12 protein-coding genes and 1 pseudogene are annotated in these 15,864 nt (G+C 66.2%); 1 reads left to right on the top strand and 12 read right to left on the bottom strand.

Annotation, left to right across the window (positions count from 1 at the left end; genetic code table 11):
* Positions 1-9: 9 nt before the first annotated feature.
* The 12 genes from ACFPOB_RS26935 to ACFPOB_RS26880 form a co-directional block, all read right to left on the bottom strand.
* Positions 10-1,089 carry an ABC transporter ATP-binding protein gene (locus tag ACFPOB_RS26935; RefSeq protein ID WP_066724299.1) on the bottom strand — a complete coding sequence of 360 codons (1,080 nt, stop codon included), beginning with the start codon at positions 1,087-1,089 and terminating at the stop codon, positions 10-12.
* Between the two features lie 231 nt (positions 1,090-1,320).
* The gene (locus ACFPOB_RS26930) at positions 1,321-1,854 is read right to left on the bottom strand and encodes a hypothetical protein (protein ID WP_156451759.1); all 534 of its coding nucleotides are present in this window, start codon (positions 1,852-1,854) and stop codon (positions 1,321-1,323) included.
* A gap of 14 nt (positions 1,855-1,868) precedes the next feature.
* Entirely contained in the window at positions 1,869-3,374 is a 1,506-nt protein-coding gene (locus tag ACFPOB_RS26925; RefSeq protein WP_082734970.1) for a TolC family outer membrane protein, read from the bottom strand.
* A gap of 309 nt (positions 3,375-3,683) precedes the next feature.
* On the bottom strand, positions 3,684-4,079 hold the full coding sequence (locus ACFPOB_RS26920) for a hypothetical protein (protein ID WP_245289757.1): 396 nt from the start codon (positions 4,077-4,079) through the stop codon (positions 3,684-3,686).
* Positions 4,080-4,125: 46 nt separating this feature from the next.
* The gene (locus ACFPOB_RS26915) at positions 4,126-7,503 is read right to left on the bottom strand and encodes an efflux RND transporter permease subunit (protein ID WP_066735439.1); all 3,378 of its coding nucleotides are present in this window, start codon (positions 7,501-7,503) and stop codon (positions 4,126-4,128) included.
* An 11-nt stretch (positions 7,504-7,514) separates the two neighbouring features.
* A complete protein-coding gene (locus ACFPOB_RS26910; protein ID WP_066735441.1) occupies positions 7,515-8,822 on the bottom strand; it encodes an efflux RND transporter periplasmic adaptor subunit in 1,308 nt (435 codons plus the stop codon).
* A 560-nt stretch (positions 8,823-9,382) separates the two neighbouring features.
* Positions 9,383-9,778 carry a hypothetical protein gene (locus ACFPOB_RS26905; RefSeq protein ID WP_066735435.1) on the bottom strand — a complete coding sequence of 132 codons (396 nt, stop codon included), beginning with the start codon at positions 9,776-9,778 and terminating at the stop codon, positions 9,383-9,385.
* 168 nt (positions 9,779-9,946) lie between these two features.
* Positions 9,947-10,738, bottom strand: coding sequence for a Bax inhibitor-1/YccA family protein (locus ACFPOB_RS26900; protein WP_066735433.1), 792 nt, complete (start codon positions 10,736-10,738; stop codon positions 9,947-9,949).
* Positions 10,739-10,762: 24 nt separating this feature from the next.
* A complete protein-coding gene (locus tag ACFPOB_RS26895; protein ID WP_066735431.1) occupies positions 10,763-11,179 on the bottom strand; it encodes a cation transporter dimerization domain-containing protein in 417 nt (138 codons plus the stop codon).
* Positions 11,173-11,835, bottom strand: a complete 663-nt coding sequence (gene lspA, locus ACFPOB_RS26890) for a signal peptidase II (RefSeq protein WP_349643730.1) — start codon at positions 11,833-11,835, stop codon at positions 11,173-11,175. The genes ACFPOB_RS26895 and lspA overlap by 7 nt, the downstream gene beginning before the upstream one ends.
* A complete protein-coding gene (locus tag ACFPOB_RS26885) occupies positions 11,832-12,215 on the bottom strand; it encodes a zinc-ribbon domain-containing protein (RefSeq protein WP_082732937.1) in 384 nt (127 codons plus the stop codon). Before ACFPOB_RS26885 ends, lspA begins: the two co-directional genes overlap by 4 nt.
* 37 nt (positions 12,216-12,252) lie before the next feature.
* Positions 12,253-14,631, bottom strand: a complete 2,379-nt coding sequence (locus tag ACFPOB_RS26880; RefSeq protein WP_082734969.1) for a heavy metal translocating P-type ATPase — start codon at positions 14,629-14,631, stop codon at positions 12,253-12,255.
* Positions 14,632-14,981: 350 nt separating this feature from the next.
* On the opposite strand from ACFPOB_RS26880, the pseudogene ACFPOB_RS26875 reads away from it, so the two are divergent.
* Positions 14,982-15,515: pseudogene (locus ACFPOB_RS26875) on the top strand (divalent metal cation transporter); the annotation flags it as partial.
* Between the last annotated feature and the right edge of the window lie 349 nt (positions 15,516-15,864).

The raw sequence follows: 15,864 nt of genomic DNA, 5'->3' as shown, positions 1-15,864 counted from the left end.
CGCGTTGCCCTACGCTGCGAAAAGACCAAGCGAAATTTCGCAGCCATTGTCGCTCTCGCCGCAGCATTCGTCTTGGTAAAATCCGTCCACACCGCCTAGGTTGGAGGTGTAGTTGTACAGGGTCTTGAACCGCGCCTTCAGCTCGGTGATCTCAAGACGGACCTGCTCGAGCGCCTCGGCTTGGCGGATGTGGTGGTGGGTGGGCGAGCGATCACCTCGACCATCCACAGCGTCCAGAATTCCATGCGTAAGAGCAGCGTTGAAGCCGCGGGTCGCATGCACGCGCTCGCGAACCTTGCCATTGATACGCCGCTGCAGCCGCGGCAGGACGGCGATCTGCAACGGCAGCATCATCAGGGCCGCCAAGGCGAGCGCGACGTTCTGCATGAACAGGAACACCACGCTCGTGACGAGCGTGCCACCTTGGATCAGCGGCACGACAAGCAGGCTGCCGCCGAAATAGCCGATCGGCTCGCATTCCTGGATCGCCACCGCGGCGAGGGTTGACCGGCCGCGCGGACAGCGTTCCGCACGCCGGCGCCGGATCACTGCGAGCCGGATGCGTCGGACGATGCGTTCACTGACTCGGCCCCGGACTACGTTTGCGGTGTATTTGATCAAGCTGTTGGCCGTGGGGACGAGCAGGTAACTGGCGCAGAGCGCAAACAGCAACGCCTCCGAATCAAGCGCGATGCCGAGGAAATCCATCTTCGGCCCATGCTCGGCTAGCGCGTGATTGATGATGTGCTTCGGCAGCAGCAGCAGGACGTAGGTGGCCGGGATGGTGAGGACGGACAAGACCACCAAGCGGACCTGAAATGGCACTGTGGCGCGCAGCACGAAGCGCTCGAGAGTGGGAAAGGCCTTCTTCGAGTCTGCTAACGCGTCATCTACCCTCCGCGCGCGTCCGCGCCGCCAATGTACAACGGCGGACCACACGAGCCGCAGCAGATGCCATCCCAGCCAAGCCGGCGTGACCACCAGCACGATGACGAAGATCGGCAGCATCCAGTGATGGTCTTGCGGGGTGTGGACCCACACGACCATGTGCATCAGGCGGTAAAGCTGCTCGACGGTGTCTTGCAACACCGTTCAGCTCCTCGTCGGTCCAGGCGTTTTCCCTCTTGGTCTCATCACGCGTCCTCGCTCCCTCGTTGACCGCCCGGCATAGGAGCGGCCCCCCGGGTCTCGACGGGGAGCCGCTCCCGCTCCCATCGCGCGCGCGGGGGCAGTGCTTCGCGATGGAACTCGATGACGACAATCACGTAGCCGGATGCTCATCCCTGGCCTGCCCTCGGGCATTTTCCTGATCCAGCCCGCCTAGCCGATCGCCCGCCGCAGCCACTGGGCGTAGTAGCGCGCCAGGATCACGATCCGCCGTTGCTCGTTGTCGGGCTGGTACCAAGCCCCTCCGGTGCTCGACGGCAACGCCAGGAGCTGCGGATAGCGGGCGACGATTTCACCGCTCGGAGCCAGGAGGAGCGCGTCCCCTTCGAGGTAGTCCGTCTCCCCTCCGCCGCCGCCTCGGCCACCGCCACCTCCGCCACTGCCCCCTCCTCCGCCACCCCCGCCGACGTAGGCAGACAGCGTCAATCCGGTGAGGCGGACCACCAGTCTCTGACCACCAAGACGGTCGGCGAACACGGCCTGCAGCTCGGCTGTCATCGTCGAACGGATCAACTCGGCCGTCGGGCCGAGACCAAGGGCCAGGAGGCGATCGACGTCCACCACAACGGAAGAGGGCGCACGTCCGGCGCCGCGCACGCGAGGGGCTGCACTCGAGACCGCAGGAACGAATGCGCTCACGGCGGCCGACGAGGCAGCGAGGAACGAGCGGCGTGAGATCCGAGTCATGGTCATCTCCTGTGTCATCGACCATCGGGCGTGCGCAGCCCAATCCAGAGATCCTTGACCTGGTCGAAGTGGCGCTTTGCGTCGTAGCTGGGGGCCCTGAGCGCGAGAACGCGGGCTGAGAGCCGGCCGACCGCGGACAGCACGCTGTAGGATGCGACGACCCTGTCGCGTTGGGCCGTGACGAGGTTCACTCGCGCGTTGAGCAGCTCCTGCTGCGCGTTGAGGACCTCGAGGGTCGTGCGTTGTCCGACGCGCGCCTCTTCGCGCACGCCGGTGAGCGCGATCTCGCTCGCTTGGATTTGCGTCTGGGCCGCGGTGATCTGGGCCTTGGTGGCTTCGAGCTGTCCCCAAGCAGACAGCACGGCGGCGCGGACCTGATCACGGGTGACCTCGACCTCGATGCGGCGCTGGCCGGCCGTTTCCTTGGCCTGGCGCGTGCGGGCATAAACCTCGCCGCCCTCATAGATCGGGACCGTCAGGCGCACCACGGCAGTGGCGGCGGTCCGAGCGTCGCCGCGTGTTTCGACGTCGGAGCGGCGCGAGAGTCCGGCGCTGAGGCCGAGCGAGGGATAGAGTTCACCTTCGACGACCTTGACCTCGAGCTCGGCCGCATCGACGCCGTGCAGGGACGCTTTGATCGCCGGGTGCTCCGCGAGCGCGACTTGCACGGCCGCCGGGAGACTGCGGGGAAGCCAGCGATCGGCGGGCGGCCCTGGGGCCAGCGTCTTCGGATCGACGCCGATCACCTGACGGTAGCGCGCAATGCTGGCGCGCAGGTTGGCTTCGGCGAGGCTGACCTGCGACCGGCTTCCGGCGAGTCGCGCCTCCGCTTGCGACACGTCCGTGCGCGTGACCTGGCCCGCCTCGTAGCGCTCGCGCGTCTGGCTGAGCTGCTCGTTCAGGAGCTCGACGTTGTTGCGTTGCAGATCCAGAATCGCCGTGTCGCGCAACACGTTCATGTACGCGGAGACCGCATCGAAGAGCAGGTTCTGCTCCGTGTTGCGCAGCGCCTCGCGGGCGCCGAAGACTTGCGACTCGGCCGTGCGCACATTGTTGCGCGTCCGAAAGCCGTCGAAGAGCGTCTGGTTGAGAGTGATCCCCGCCCCGCGCGGAAACAGAGAGCCGGATTGGCCGCTGGCCCCTTCCATGCCGCCCGGTGTCGAACTGCGCATCGCCGCGACACCTGCGTCGGCCTCGGCGGAAATGCGCGGCCGATAGCCAGAGAGCGCCCGCGGCACGTTCTCGTCCACAGCCCGCAAGCTCGCCCGCTCGGCGTTAAGCTGGGGGTTTGCCCCATAAGCCCGCGCCAGCGCACCCGGCAGGGTCTCGGCGGCCGCTCCATACACGCCAAACGCGACGGCGACGCTTGCAAGCACGCCGGTCAGGAGGAGCTCGATGGTCCGTCGCGCGTGGCGATCACGTCCTTGGCACGGGGTACTGTTTCGCCGGTTACTGCCCCACGGGCATGGGGCCGTGACGCGTTCGAACGAGATGCCCAGCGATGGGACGGCGTGAGCCATCAGCGTGAACCGTCGCGCAAAGCGGGCTTCTGCCCCGTTTGGTTGTTCGGTGCAGCCTCCCCTCCTGGCTCCACGCAATGCGGCCGCTCATCCTCGAGCGGGTTTCTCGGCCGGGAGGTGGTCGCCGCAACACCTGGCAGCCGCAACACGCGCAAAGGGTCATGCGGTCCGGCAATGCAGTCCGCCTGCCGAGGCGGGCTGCCGACCGGCAGAACGAGATGCGAGGCGATCAGGATGACGGAGGGTAAAATCATGGACTTGCTTGCGTCGTCGGCTGAGAAGGGGTCGCCTGGAGAGATCCCGGATCGTTCACCCAGGCGGAGCGCGAAGGGTGCGGTAGAGTTCGTTCACCCCGTCGCTGAAATCCTCCCCCGCATTCTTCGAACAAAAGGTGCGCAGAAACTCCGCCTGCTTCAGCAAAGGGAACGCCGGGGGCGTAAGGTCGAGTCCTTCGTCCTTGCCCGCAGGCGCCCGGATCAGAAGCCCGTTCATGTAGCTCTGCGCCCAGGCGAAGAAGTTCTTCTCGACATCAGGGCGACCGGCGATCTCGCGAAGAAAAACCTGGCAGCTCGCGGCGCCGATGCCGACGATCTTCACTGATTGGGCCTGGGCTTGTCCGGCCATGAGACCTGCGATTGTTGCGAGAACCGCGGGCAACGCGGATCTGGCCTGGAGCGCGCTGCCGCGGAGGGTTGGTGTCGGCATCGATTTCTCCTGAGCTCTGTCGGACCGCCGCATTCCCGTTGCCCCTTCATTCAGCCGCTTGCCTAGCTGGCACATGTTCTTCCGTGTCTGGCGTGTCCGGCAGCTCCGGCTCGTGATGAGAGTCGACGCACGCCCGCGCCTTGTGTCCGGAGAAGCGGGCATACAGCGCTGGCAGCACCACGAGGGTCAGGATGGTCGCGCTGATCAGGCCGCCGATGACCACGGTCGCCAACGGTTTCTGGACCTCGGCTCCCGTTCCGGTGGCGAGTGCCATGGGCACGAAGCCGAGCGAGGCGACGAGCGCCGTCATGGCGACCGGGCGCAGGCGCACCAGCGCCCCCTCATAGATCGCCTCGAGCTTCGGCACGTCGTCATCCATGAGCTGCTTGATGAAAGTCAGCATGACGAGACCGTTCAGCACCGCGACGCCCGACAACGCGATGAAGCCCACCGCGGCGGAGACCGAGAACGGCATGTCGCGCAGCCACAGGGCGAAGATCCCGCCCGTCAGCGCCAGCGGCACGGCGCTGAACACCAGGAGTGCGTCGCGTGCTGACCCGAGTGCGCTGAACAGAAGCAGGAAGATCAGGACGAAGCACGCCGGCACCACGATCATGAGCCGCTGGCGTGCGGCCGCCAGGTTCTCGAACTGGCCGCCCCAGGTGATGTAGTAGCCGGCGGGCAGCTGGACCTCTTGGGCGATCCTCGCTTGCGCCTCGTTGACGAGCGAAGCGATGTCGCGTCCGCGCACGTTGGCAGTGACGACGACGCGCCGCTTGCCGTTCTCGCGGCTGATCTGGTTGGGTCCTTCCGCGATCTCGATGCTGGCCACCTCCCGCAGAGGAATGGTCGCCCCAGTGGCTCCTTGGCCGGCAGCCGCCGGAAGAGGCACCGGCAGATTCAAGAGCGCGTCGACATCGGCGCGGATGCCGTCCGGCAGACGCACGACGATGTCGAAACGCCGGTCGCCCTCGAACACGAGGCCGGCCTCTCGTCCCCCGATCGCCGTGCCGATCACGTCCTGAACGGCCGTGAGGCTCAAGCCGCGGCGCTCGATCTCGTCGCGGTCGATCTTGATCTCCTGGAACGGAAGGCCTGTCGCCTGCTCGACCGAGACGTCAGCCGCGCCCTCAAGCCCGCGCAGGATGTTGGCGATCTGGTTGGCGGCCGCGAGCATCGGCTCGAACTCCTCGCCGAAGACCTTGACGGCGAGATCGCCACGGGTGCCCGCAAGCAGCTCGTTGAAGCGCATCTGGATCGGCTGCGTGAAGGACAGGTTGTTGCCGGGAAGCCTGCCGACCGCCGCCTCCATGTCCTTGATCAGCTGCTCCTTCGAAAGGTTGGGGTCGGGCCATTCCTCCTGCGGCTTGAGGATGATAAAGGTGTCGGACGCGTTCGGCGGCATCGGGTCGGCTGCGACCTCCGCCGTGCCCGTCTTCGAGAACACGAACGCGACCTGCGGAAAGCGGCTGATCGCCTTCTCGACCGCGAACTGCATCTCCTGCGACTGGGACAGCGATGTCGACGGGATGCGCAGCGCCTGCATGGCGATGTTCTTCTCATCGAGGGTCGGGATAAACTCCTGGCCGAGCCGGGTGAACAAGCCCGCGCTGGCGGCGAAGAGGAGAACGGCCCCGAGGATGAACGACACCGGGAACCGGATGGCTCGTCGCAGCACCGGCCGGTACACGGCCTTGAGGCCGCGCACGAAGAAGTTCTCCTTCTCCTGCACGCGTCCGGTGATCACGATGGCGATCATCGCCGGCACGAAGGTCAGCGAGAGCACGAAGGCGGCGACGAGCGCGATGATGACGGTGAGCGCCATTGGCTCGAACATCTTGCCCTCGACGCCCGTGAAGGTCAGGAGCGGTGCATAAACGAGGATGATGATGGCCTGCCCGTAGACCGATGGGCCAATCATCTCCTCGGCCGACTCGCGCACGGTCGTCAGGCGCTCGCCTAAGCTCAGCTTCCGGCCGAACTCGTGCTGCCGTTCGGCCAAGTGCCTCAGGCTGTTCTCGGCGATGATGACCGCGCCGTCGACGATGAGACCGAAGTCGAGCGCGCCGAGGCTCATCAGGTTGGCGCTGATCCTACCCTGCACCATCCCGGTCATAGTGAGGAGCATCGCGATCGGGATCACAAGCGCCGTGATGAGCGCCGCTCGGAAGTTGCCGAGGAGCAGGAACAGCACCAGGATGACGAGCCCGGCGCCCTCGGCCAGGTTTTTGCTCACCGTCTTTACGGTGGCGTTGACCAGGAGCGTGCGGTTCAGGACGGTCTTGGCGATGATGCCCGGCGGCAGCGACTTGTTGATCGTCTGCATCTTGGCGTCGACGGCCGCCGCGACCGTGCGGCTGTTGCCGCCGATCAGCATCAGCGCGGTGCCGACCACCACCTCCTGGCCATTCTCGCTCGCGCTGCCGGTCCGGAGCTCCTTTCCGATAGTGACCTCGGCGACGTCCCTCACCCGGATCGGCACGCCTTCCCGGGTCGCGACGACGATGCCGCCGATCTCGCTCATCCGCTCGACGCGCCCGCCCGAGCGCACGACGAAGCCCTCGCCGTTGCGCTCGACATAGCCTGCACCGCGGCTGACGTTGTTGGCCTCGATGGCTGTGGCGATCTCGCCAAATGACAGCCCGTAGCCGATCAGCTTCGCCGGGTCGGGCTGGACGTGGTACTGCTTCTCGTAGCCGCCGATCGAGTCGACGCCCGCGACCCCCGGAACGCTCTTCAGCTGAGGCCGGATGATCCAGTCCTGGACCGTGCGCAGATAGGCGGCGCGCTGGAAGTCGTCGGTGAGACGCTGGCCCTCGGGGGTGAGGTACGTGCCATCGCTCTGCCAGCCGGGCTTGCCGTCCTGGATAGGTGCGGGCGGGCGCTCAGCACCGGCGCCATTCGCCCCGTGAGCTCCGCCCTTAGCGGGCGCCGTGCTGGCCTCAGTACCCTTCCCTGCGCCCTCTCCGACCCCTGCCGGTAGCACATACTCGACCGTGTACATGTAGATCTCGCCGAGACCGGTGGAAATCGGGCCCATCCGGGGCTCGGCGCCGGGCGGCAGGCTGCTCTTGGCGTCGGTCAAGCGCTCGTTGACCTGCTGACGGGCGAAATAGATGTCGGTCTTTTCGCTAAAGACGGCGGTCACCTGCGAGAAGCCGTTTCGCGACAGCGAGCGCGTGTACTCGAGCCCGGCAATTCCGGCGAGCGTCGTCTCGATCGGGAACGTGACCTGCTTCTCGATATCGTAGGGGGAGAGAGCCGTCGCTGTCGTGTTGATCTGGACCTGGTTGTTGGTGATGTCCGGAACGGCGTCGATCGGCAGCTTGGTCAGCGAGTAGACGCCGAAGGCGGCCGCGAGCAAGGTGACGAGCACCACGACCCAGCGGTGATGAACCGAGAAAGCAAGGATGCGGGCAATCATGAGACTTGGCCTTAGTGGGCGTGGGAGGCTTCGGACTTGCCGAGCTCGGCTTTGAGCGTGAAGGTGTTGGCGACCGCGATTTCCTCGCCGGGATCGAGCCCGAACACGATCTCGGTCGACTGCCCATCTGTGCGGCCGAGCACGACCTCGCGCTTCTCGAACCCCTCCGGTGTGCGCACGAACACGACCTGGTCCTTGCCGACGGTCTGGAGCGCGGTCTTCGGCACGACGAGGGGAGCCTTCTGCTCCTCGACGACGATCCCGGCGGTCACGAAAGCGCCCGGCTGCCACACGCCGCTCTTGTTGGAGATCTGAGCCACGACGCGGGCGGAGCGTGTCTCCGGATTGAGCATCGGGCTCTTGAAAACGATCTTGCCGTCAGCCCGCTCGTTCATGCCGCCCGCCGTAACCTGGACCGCTTGGCCCTCCTTCACTAAGGGCAGGTCGCGTGGAGACACGGCGAGATCGACCCAAACTTGCGACAGGTCGGCGATCCCATAGAGTTCCTTGGGCTGGCCCTCGCCGCCGACAGCCGCCCCGAGATTGACGAGGCGCTCGACGATGCGGCCGGCAAGCGGCGCGCGGAGCTCGTAGCGCTGCAGGGCGGTCGACTGGCGTGACAGGCCGGCGATCTCCTTGTCGGGTACGCTCAGAGCCGTGAGCTTCTGGCGGGCGAGGTCGAAGCGCAGCTGCGCTTCCGAGAAGGTGGTGCGGGCGCGCAGGAACTGCTGCTCGGCGGTGATGTTCTTCTGGAACAGCATCTGCTCGCGCTCAAAGAGCGTCTTCTGCAGGTCGAAGTTGACCTGAGCGCCGAGGTACTCGCTCTTGGCGTCGGCTACTTCGCGGCTGTCCAGGACGGCGACGACCTCGCCCTTCGCGACGCTATCACCGAGCTGCTTGTTGAGGTCTGCTACGGTTCCAACCACCTTCGCCGCAACGCGCGCGATCCGGTCCGCCGCGGGAACGACCGTGCCCGGAACGGTCAGGCGCCGCGCGAGCGTGCCGTCGGAGGCTTTGGCCGTCTCGATCTTGGCCGCGGCGATCTGATCGGCGGCGAGCTTGAGCACGCCCTCCTTGCCCTCTTCCTTCTCAGCACCCCCGGCTCCATGGCCATGACCATCGTCCTTGCCGCCGCCATGGGCCTCCTTGCCCTCGGCCTGCTTCGGGGGGGCCTTCGGGGGCTCCTGGGCGCTGAGTTGAGCAAGCCCCGGCAGAGGCACGGCGCCTATGACGGTTCGGGCGGTCCGCGAGACCTCCGGAACGATGCTCGCGACGGCAACGCCGACGACGAGCGCGACGATGATGAAGAGAAAGCGCAGGAACATACCACCACCTCCGACAGGTGCTCGCGGAGCGAACCGGTCGAGGCCTTGCCTGCTGTGCAGGCGCGGCCGAATGCTCAACCGCCCAAGCCCATTAAGACGAGCTTGGGATGAGGCCTGAGGCGGCTCGTGTCCGAGCCGCGTCAGACCTCAGGGCGGTCAGGCGCGGGGTGGCTTGAAGGGAAGGGAGCCCGGACCGGGCCGGGGCGCTGCGTCAGATCTCGCGGGGTGATCCGCGGCTGAGCGGACGCGCTCGACCGAGACGGCGCTCCAGGACGGCCGGACGGCCGAATGGCAGGCGCAATGCGCATGCTGGACGAGCCCAGCATCCCCGGAAGGGCTCGGGACATCTGTGTCCCCAGTGGTGTTCGTGATCGCGGCCGAGGCGAGGTCCGGAACAGGGCCGGTCGCAAAGCCCTGAAGCGGCACCATCAGTGTCAAGAAGATGACCATAGCCATGGCATGCGCGATCAACGCCTGCCACAACGGGCGGCGCTTTCCATTCGCGCATCGGGTGGTCCGTGAAGCCATGGCCTTGATGGAGTAAGCGCCTGTGGTTAGCGGCTGGTTACGTCGACGTTATAGCGGCCCTTACCGACCTCGGTCGACCCCGTCTTGAGGGTCACGGTCGCCCGGAACTTACCCTCGACCGGGAAGTCGACCTTGCCCGATAGCATGTTGTCGCTAGCGGGCTTGAGTTCAAGTGTCTTCTGCTCATTGCCCTTGGCCAGCACCATCGCGGTCGCGCTGAACTTTGACGCGTCGACCTTCTTCTCCTTGTCGTCGAGGACGTAGAGCATGGCATCCGTGCCCTTGACTACGAGCTCGGCTTCGTAGGAACCGATCTTCTGGACCTGGCCGCCGTGCTCCGCCCCGTGCGAATGCGCTTGCGCCAGGGCGAGTGCGGGAGAGAGGGCGAGAGCCGCTACCAAGAGCATACGGAAATTAGACATTAGTCACCTCATCATGATGTGTGTCAGGAGAAATCCGAACGCAGATCGAACGACACGCTGTCTTGCAGCGGAACTTGGCCCAAACTGAGGTGCCGCAGGCCTCCCTGACTGGCCCGCAACCCTTCAGCCCGTGAGACAGTCACGCCGCGCATGCCGGGCGAACTCACTCTATTGATTGCGGTTTCCGAACAGGGCGAGCAGGAACTGGAACATGTTGATGAAGTCGAGATAGAGGGTCAGCGCGCCGAAGATCGATGCCTTGGCCGCGGCCTCGCCGTCTGCCGAGCCGAGCTCGTAGACGTACATCTCCTTGAGCTTCTGCGTGTCATAGGCGGTGAGCCCCGCGAAGATCAGTACGCCGATGACCGAAATCGCGAACTGCAACGCGCTCGAAGCCAGGAAGATGTTGACGAGCGAGGCGATGATGAGCCCGATTACGCCCATGACCAGGAACGAGCCCATCCCTGACAGGCTGCGCGAGGTGCTGTAGCCCCAAAGGCTGAGCGCGCCAAAGGACGCGGCCGCAATGAAGAACACTTGCACCACGCTGGCCCCGGTGTAGCGGATGAGCAGCGTCGAGAGCGAGGCGCCCATCACAGCCGCGAAGGCGAGGAAGGTTGTCCGCGCAGTCGCCGCCGACATGCGGTCCATCCGGAACGAGAAGAAGAAGATGAAGGCAAGCGGCGCCAGCGCCAACACCCACATCAGGGGCGTCGCGTAGAGCAGCCGGCCGAAGCTGGTCAGGGGAATGCTGCCGATCCGGGCGACGGCGTCGGCCTGAGAGCCCGCAACGGCGAGCTTGTTGACCCCGAGCGCCACCAGCGCCGACAGCGCCAGCCCCAGCACCATGTTGTTGTACACGCCGACCATGAAGGCGCGCAGGCCCTGGTCGACCTCGGCTTGGCTCCGGGCAAGAGGCGAGCTGCCCCAGGTGGGGGGTCTTGAATCGTACCGTTCCATCGCTGTCTCCCGTTTTAAACCTATTCAGGCTTTCTGCGGCTTTTCCGCGGCCCGGAGCGCCTCAGTCTCGACCTGGATCGTCACATGGTCGGCGTCAAACTCGTCCGCCAAGATCCGACGCGCATCGGTGAGAATACGTTCCGCTTGCGCCATGTCGACGACCACGAGATGCGCACTCATCGCGTCAATCCCGGAGGCGGCGACCGACACGTGCACGTCGTGCACCGCCGTCACGCCCGGGATGGCGAGCAGCTGGCGCTCGACGAGGCGGACAACGTAAAGCCTGATATCCGAGCCCTTTCTGACCAGCTCAGCTCCGCAACTGCCGATGTTCTGAACCTCCCGGCGATGCGGCAGCAACCCTTGCGAATAAGCTTGGGCCAGAGCGAGCGCGGGAACAAGGGCGAAGCTCGCCGTGAACAGGATCCGTAGCTTCAGCATCGAGAGCCTCGCGTGGTGCTGCCTTCAACGCGGATATGAGGGTTCGAGGGCTTGTCGGGCACCTTTGCTGGACAGTGCTCGCCGCCGAGCTTGTTCAAGCTGAGGTCCTGCCAGCTCCTTCGGTTGCGGATCGGAGAGCGGTGCGGGGATCGTCGTGGCTGAACCACCGCGACAATCATCAGCATCACGCCGACCGTAATCGCGACATCGGCCATGTTGAAGGCTGGCCAGTGCCAAGCTCCGACATGAAAATCCAGGAAGTCCGTGACGGCGCCCTGGCGCACACGATCGACGAGGTTCCCGGTCGCGCCGCCCGCGATGAGGCCAAGGCCGAGGGTCTCGCGCGGCTGCTCGCTGCGCATCGCCCAGACGAGAAGGCCCGCCGCGACGGACCCGGTGATCCCTGCCAGCAGCATGGGCCGATCCGCAAAGGCGCCGCTTAGCAGGCCGAAGCTGACCCCTGGATTGAATCCGAGTGTCAGATTGAGGACTGGCGTGACCTCGATCACGCGAGGCGGCACCATGACGAGGCTCTGGATAAGCCACTTCGTGCCAAGATCTGCGACGAGTGCAACCGCAAACGCCAGGAGCGCCATCCCCGTGCGAGACCAGGTTGGGCTCATGACGCGAGCACGCTCTCCGGATTGCCAGGTCATGGACTCGCGGCCTGACCGCAGGACGGGCAGAACTTGGCGCCGGGCTCAAGGCTGGCTCCGCATTTCGAACACTTTGCTTCTTCCGGCCCGAGACGCTCGCCGCACTGGCCGCAGAACCGTGCCGAGGGTGCGTTGTCGGACCGGCAGCTCGGGCAGACAACCACGCGGACGGGCTCGGCCGTATCGCATTGATGCCCGGGCGCGGGGCTTTGCGGAGCCGCGGGCCAACCTGGAGTTGGGGCGCCCGGCCCGGGGCCCGGCGCCCCCCAAGGCCCACCGCCGTAGGACCCGTGCCCGCCACCGTGGCCGCCATGACCTCCGCCAAAGCCGCCGCCGTGACCGCCGCGAAGGCCCCCTAGCAAGTCCCGTAGAAAGCTCATGGTTTGCTCCTCTGGTGCATGTTTGAGCTCTGCTGAGCTAAGCCGTCGCGGGCTTCAGGGTCGCCGGAGCGCCCGGACGGGTTCCTCCACTCGAGCCGGTCTCCTGAAAGAACCCGAGCAGCCGCAGCGCGTTCGCGGTGACGATCACGGTCGCGCCCGTGTCGGCGAGGATGGCGATCCACAGGCCCGTGAGCCCGAGCACGCTCGTTACCAGGAACACGGCCTTGAGCCCGAGCGCGATCGTAATGTTCTGGCGGATGTTCGCCATTGTGGCGCGCGCGAGCCGCACCATGCGCGCTACGTCGCGAACCTGGTTCCGGAGCAGCGCGGCGTCCGCCGTCTCGAGCGCGACGTCGGTGCCCGAGCCCATGGCGACGCCGACCTGCGCCGCCGCGAGCGCTGGTGCGTCATTGATGCCGTCGCCGATCATCATCACCGACTGATGCTCGGCGAGCGCGCGGATGGCCGTGACCTTGTCGTCCGGCATGAGTTCCGCGCGCTCGTCCATTTCGAGCGAGCCGGCGATGGCCGCCGCGGTGCGCTTGTTGTCGCCGGTCAGCATGACCGAGCCGATGCCGAGCGCCTTGAGCTCGGCGACCGCTTCGCGCGCGTCCGCGCGCGACTCATCGCGGAGCGCGATGAGGCCGAGAGGCCGGCCCTCCCCGACGAGCGCCGCCACGGTCTTTCCCTCGCTCTCGAGCCGCTCTGCCATCTCGGCGGCTCGGCTGTCGAAAGCTGCGCGATCGCGCGCAAACCGTGGCGCTCCGAGGAATAGCTCGCAGCCTTCAACGATGCCTTCCAGGCCCTGGCCGGGAACGGCTGTGATACCCTGAGTTCGGCGCAAGGGCACGGCCTGCGCGTTGGCTCTCGCCACGATCGCGGTCGCGAGCGGGTGGCTTGATCCCGTCTCGAGAGACGCCGCGAGCGACAGGACGTCGCCCTCGGACATAGAAATCCCGACGACATCGGTGACCTTCGGCCGTCCCTCGGTCAAGGTGCCGGTCTTGTCGAAGGCCACCATCTGGGCTTTCGCGACCCCCTCGATTACGACGCCGCCCTTCATCAGGATGCCGCGACGCGCGCCGGCCGAGAGGCTCGAGGCGATCGAGGCCGGCACCGAGATCACGAGCGCGCAGGGGCAGCCGATCAGCAGAAGCGCGAGCGCGCGGTAGATCCAGGTCCCCCAGTCCTGGCCGAACAGAAGCGGGGGAACGAGCGCAACCAGCACCGCCGCGACAACGATGAGCGGCATGTACCAGCGCGAGAAGCGGTCGATGAAGCGCTCGGTCGGCGCCTTTGCCTCCTGGGCCTCCTCGACGAGCCGGATGATCCGAGAGATCGTGTTGTCCTCGGCCGCCTTCTCGACCCGCAGGCGGATCACCGCTTCATGATTGATCGAACCGGCAAAGACCGGGTCGTCCGGGCCTTTGGTCTTGGGCACCGACTCGCCCGTGACCGCCGACTCGTCGATACCCGACGTGCCGCTCAGGATGATGCCGTCGGCGGGAATGCGGTCCCCCGGGCGCACCATCACGGTCTGGCCGACTTGCAGGCTGTCGGCGGGCACCTCTCGGGTCGCGCCGGCTTCCTCCAGCATCGCCGTCTTGGGCACGAGCTCGCCGAGCGCCCGGATGCTGGCGCGCGCCCGTCCGGCCGCTACGCCCTCCAGCACCTCGCCGACCGCGAACAGGAACACGACGAGCGCCGCTTCCTCCGCGGCGCCGATGACGATGGCGCCGGTTGCGGCGATGGCCATCAGCATCTCGATGGTGAACGGCATGCCGGCGCGCGCCGCCGCAACGGCGCGGCGTGCGACGGGGAACGCGCCGATGAGAGTCGCGGCCACGAACAGCCAGGGGGAGAAGGCGGGAATCACGAGCTTGGAGCCCCAGGCGACAACGAGCAGCACGCCTGTCAGCAGGACGAGCCGGCCCTTCGCGGTTTCCCACCAGCGGCGGTCCCCCGTGTCCTCATGCTCGTGCCCGTGTCCATGGCTGTGGTCATGGGCCTCCGTCGCTTCCTCCCGCCGCTTGGCCCTGTCGGCAGCGGGTATGCTAGCGGCCGAGCCGGCGACCCGCGCTTCGGGAACATTGCCGAGAGGAGGCGCGTGGTGGTCGTGAGTTTCATGAGGGTCCTGCTCCCGGTCCTGGTGCAGTCGCCTTGCGCTCGTCTTCGCCTCGACCCGGCGCGGCGTGTAGCCCAGGGCCGCGATCTGACGCTCGATGGCCTCCTCCGTCGGGCCGCCGTCCTCGACCTCCACGTTCACGCTCTCGGTCGCGAAGGTCACCTTGACGCTCGATACGCCCGGCAGGCGCCAAAGTGCCGTGCGGATCTTGTCGGCGCAGCTGCCGCAATCCATGCCCTCGACGCGGAAGGCCAGCGCTCGGCGGGTTGGGGCGTCGGTCGAATGCGCCATCGCTCGTCTCCAATGCGACTCTTCGACGAGCCGTAGCACCTCGAGCGGCTAGAGGATCAAGCGCTTTTTGGGGGATGAGTCCGGGCTGGGCCGGCCGGCGTAGTCATCGATTTCCGGATGGCTGGTACCAGCGCCGTTCGGTCCTCGAGCCTCTCGAGATCGAACAGCCGTTCTCTGGCGTCGCTGGTGTTACTCGCCAGGGACTCGTTCCCGCTGTATCCAGGGTGCGTCCCAATGGCGAGCTCTCGCCATCCAGCACCCGCAACAATCCATTTATTTGTCGCAACATGTCCGAAACCCTGCTTGCGCCCATCCTGACGACCGGCTTCGTGGTTGCGTTCTTGCACGCCGCTTTCTCCAATCTCGTCGCCGTGGCGATCATCATCACCACAGCCGCTACGCTGAACGCGAACGGCATCACCGGTATTGAATCGTCGAGCCAGGCGGCCGAGGCGCTCCGCCCTGTTGCAGGTCGCCTCGCCTTCGCGGTCTTCGCCCTCGGCGTGATCGGCACGGGGCTTCTCGCGGTCCCGGTACTCGCGGGATCCGCGGCCTATGCCCTTGGCGAAGCCAGAAAGTGGCCGGTGGGCCTCGGCCGTCGACCCGTGGAGGCCAAAGCCTTCTACGCCACGATCGCGCTCGCGACCATCCTCGGGGCGGGCCTCAACTTCTCTTCCATCAATCCCATCAAGGCTCTTTATTGGAGCGCTGTGATCAACGGGATCGTCGCGGTCCCCGTGATGGCCGTCATGATGCTGATGACGGCGAGAGCGAAGATCATGGGCGAGGTCGTCGTTTCAGGAGCCCTGCGCCTCATCGGCTGGGCCGCAACCCTCGCCATGGCAGCGGCGGCCGCCGCGATGCTCTTCACGGCCCTGCGATAGGAGGAGGCCGTCCGGGAGCTCGGTCCAGGCAAGCCGTGGGGTCAGGATACCGGCCGACCGCTGGATGGAAGCGCGAGCGAACCCCGAAAAGCCAACCGGACGGTGAGCTTGCGTCGGCTCAAGGGAGGTCGTTGATGTTAAATCCCGTGTCCCAAAGCCCGACTACATCTCTCATTGGCTTCGTCAGGTGGACGTGCCGATCCACCCGGGGCGACCCACTCGATCGGGATGTAGTGAGGATCGGGATCGTTGTCAAATCGCATTGAAGCGCAGCCCCCTTATCGCGTTGAAGGCTGGGTCTGACTCAAATCTGCTGCAGGTCGGGGCTGTTTTGATGCTGGTTTCCAGA

The organism is Allobosea eneae, from assembly GCF_042657265.1.
Classification (GTDB): Bacteria; Pseudomonadota; Alphaproteobacteria; order Rhizobiales; family Beijerinckiaceae; genus Allobosea; species Allobosea eneae.
The sequence above is the reverse complement of the archived record's forward strand: the minus strand, read 5'-3'. Positions and strand labels throughout refer to the sequence as shown.

Bases quoted from the DNA above. Each gene is read 5' to 3' on its own strand.
- ACFPOB_RS26930 (WP_156451759.1), bottom strand. From the start codon at position 1,854: ATGACTCGGATCTCACGCCGCTCGTTCCTCGCTGCCTCGTCGGCCGCC.
- ACFPOB_RS26925 (WP_082734970.1), bottom strand. From the start codon at position 3,374: ATGGCTCACGCCGTCCCATCGCTGGGCATCTCGTTCGAACGCGTCACG.
- ACFPOB_RS26920 (WP_245289757.1), bottom strand. From the start codon at position 4,079: ATGCCGACACCAACCCTCCGCGGCAGCGCGCTCCAGGCCAGATCCGCG.
- ACFPOB_RS26915 (WP_066735439.1), bottom strand. From the start codon at position 7,503: ATGATTGCCCGCATCCTTGCTTTCTCGGTTCATCACCGCTGGGTCGTG.
- ACFPOB_RS26905 (WP_066735435.1), bottom strand. From the start codon at position 9,778: ATGTCTAATTTCCGTATGCTCTTGGTAGCGGCTCTCGCCCTCTCTCCC.
- ACFPOB_RS26900 (WP_066735433.1), bottom strand. From the start codon at position 10,738: ATGGAACGGTACGATTCAAGACCCCCCACCTGGGGCAGCTCGCCTCTT.
- ACFPOB_RS26895 (WP_066735431.1), bottom strand. From the start codon at position 11,179: ATGCTGAAGCTACGGATCCTGTTCACGGCGAGCTTCGCCCTTGTTCCC.
- lspA (WP_349643730.1), bottom strand. From the start codon at position 11,835: ATGACCTGGCAATCCGGAGAGCGTGCTCGCGTCATGAGCCCAACCTGG.
- ACFPOB_RS26885 (WP_082732937.1), bottom strand. From the start codon at position 12,215: ATGAGCTTTCTACGGGACTTGCTAGGGGGCCTTCGCGGCGGTCACGGC.
- ACFPOB_RS26880 (WP_082734969.1), bottom strand. From the start codon at position 14,631: ATGGCGCATTCGACCGACGCCCCAACCCGCCGAGCGCTGGCCTTCCGC.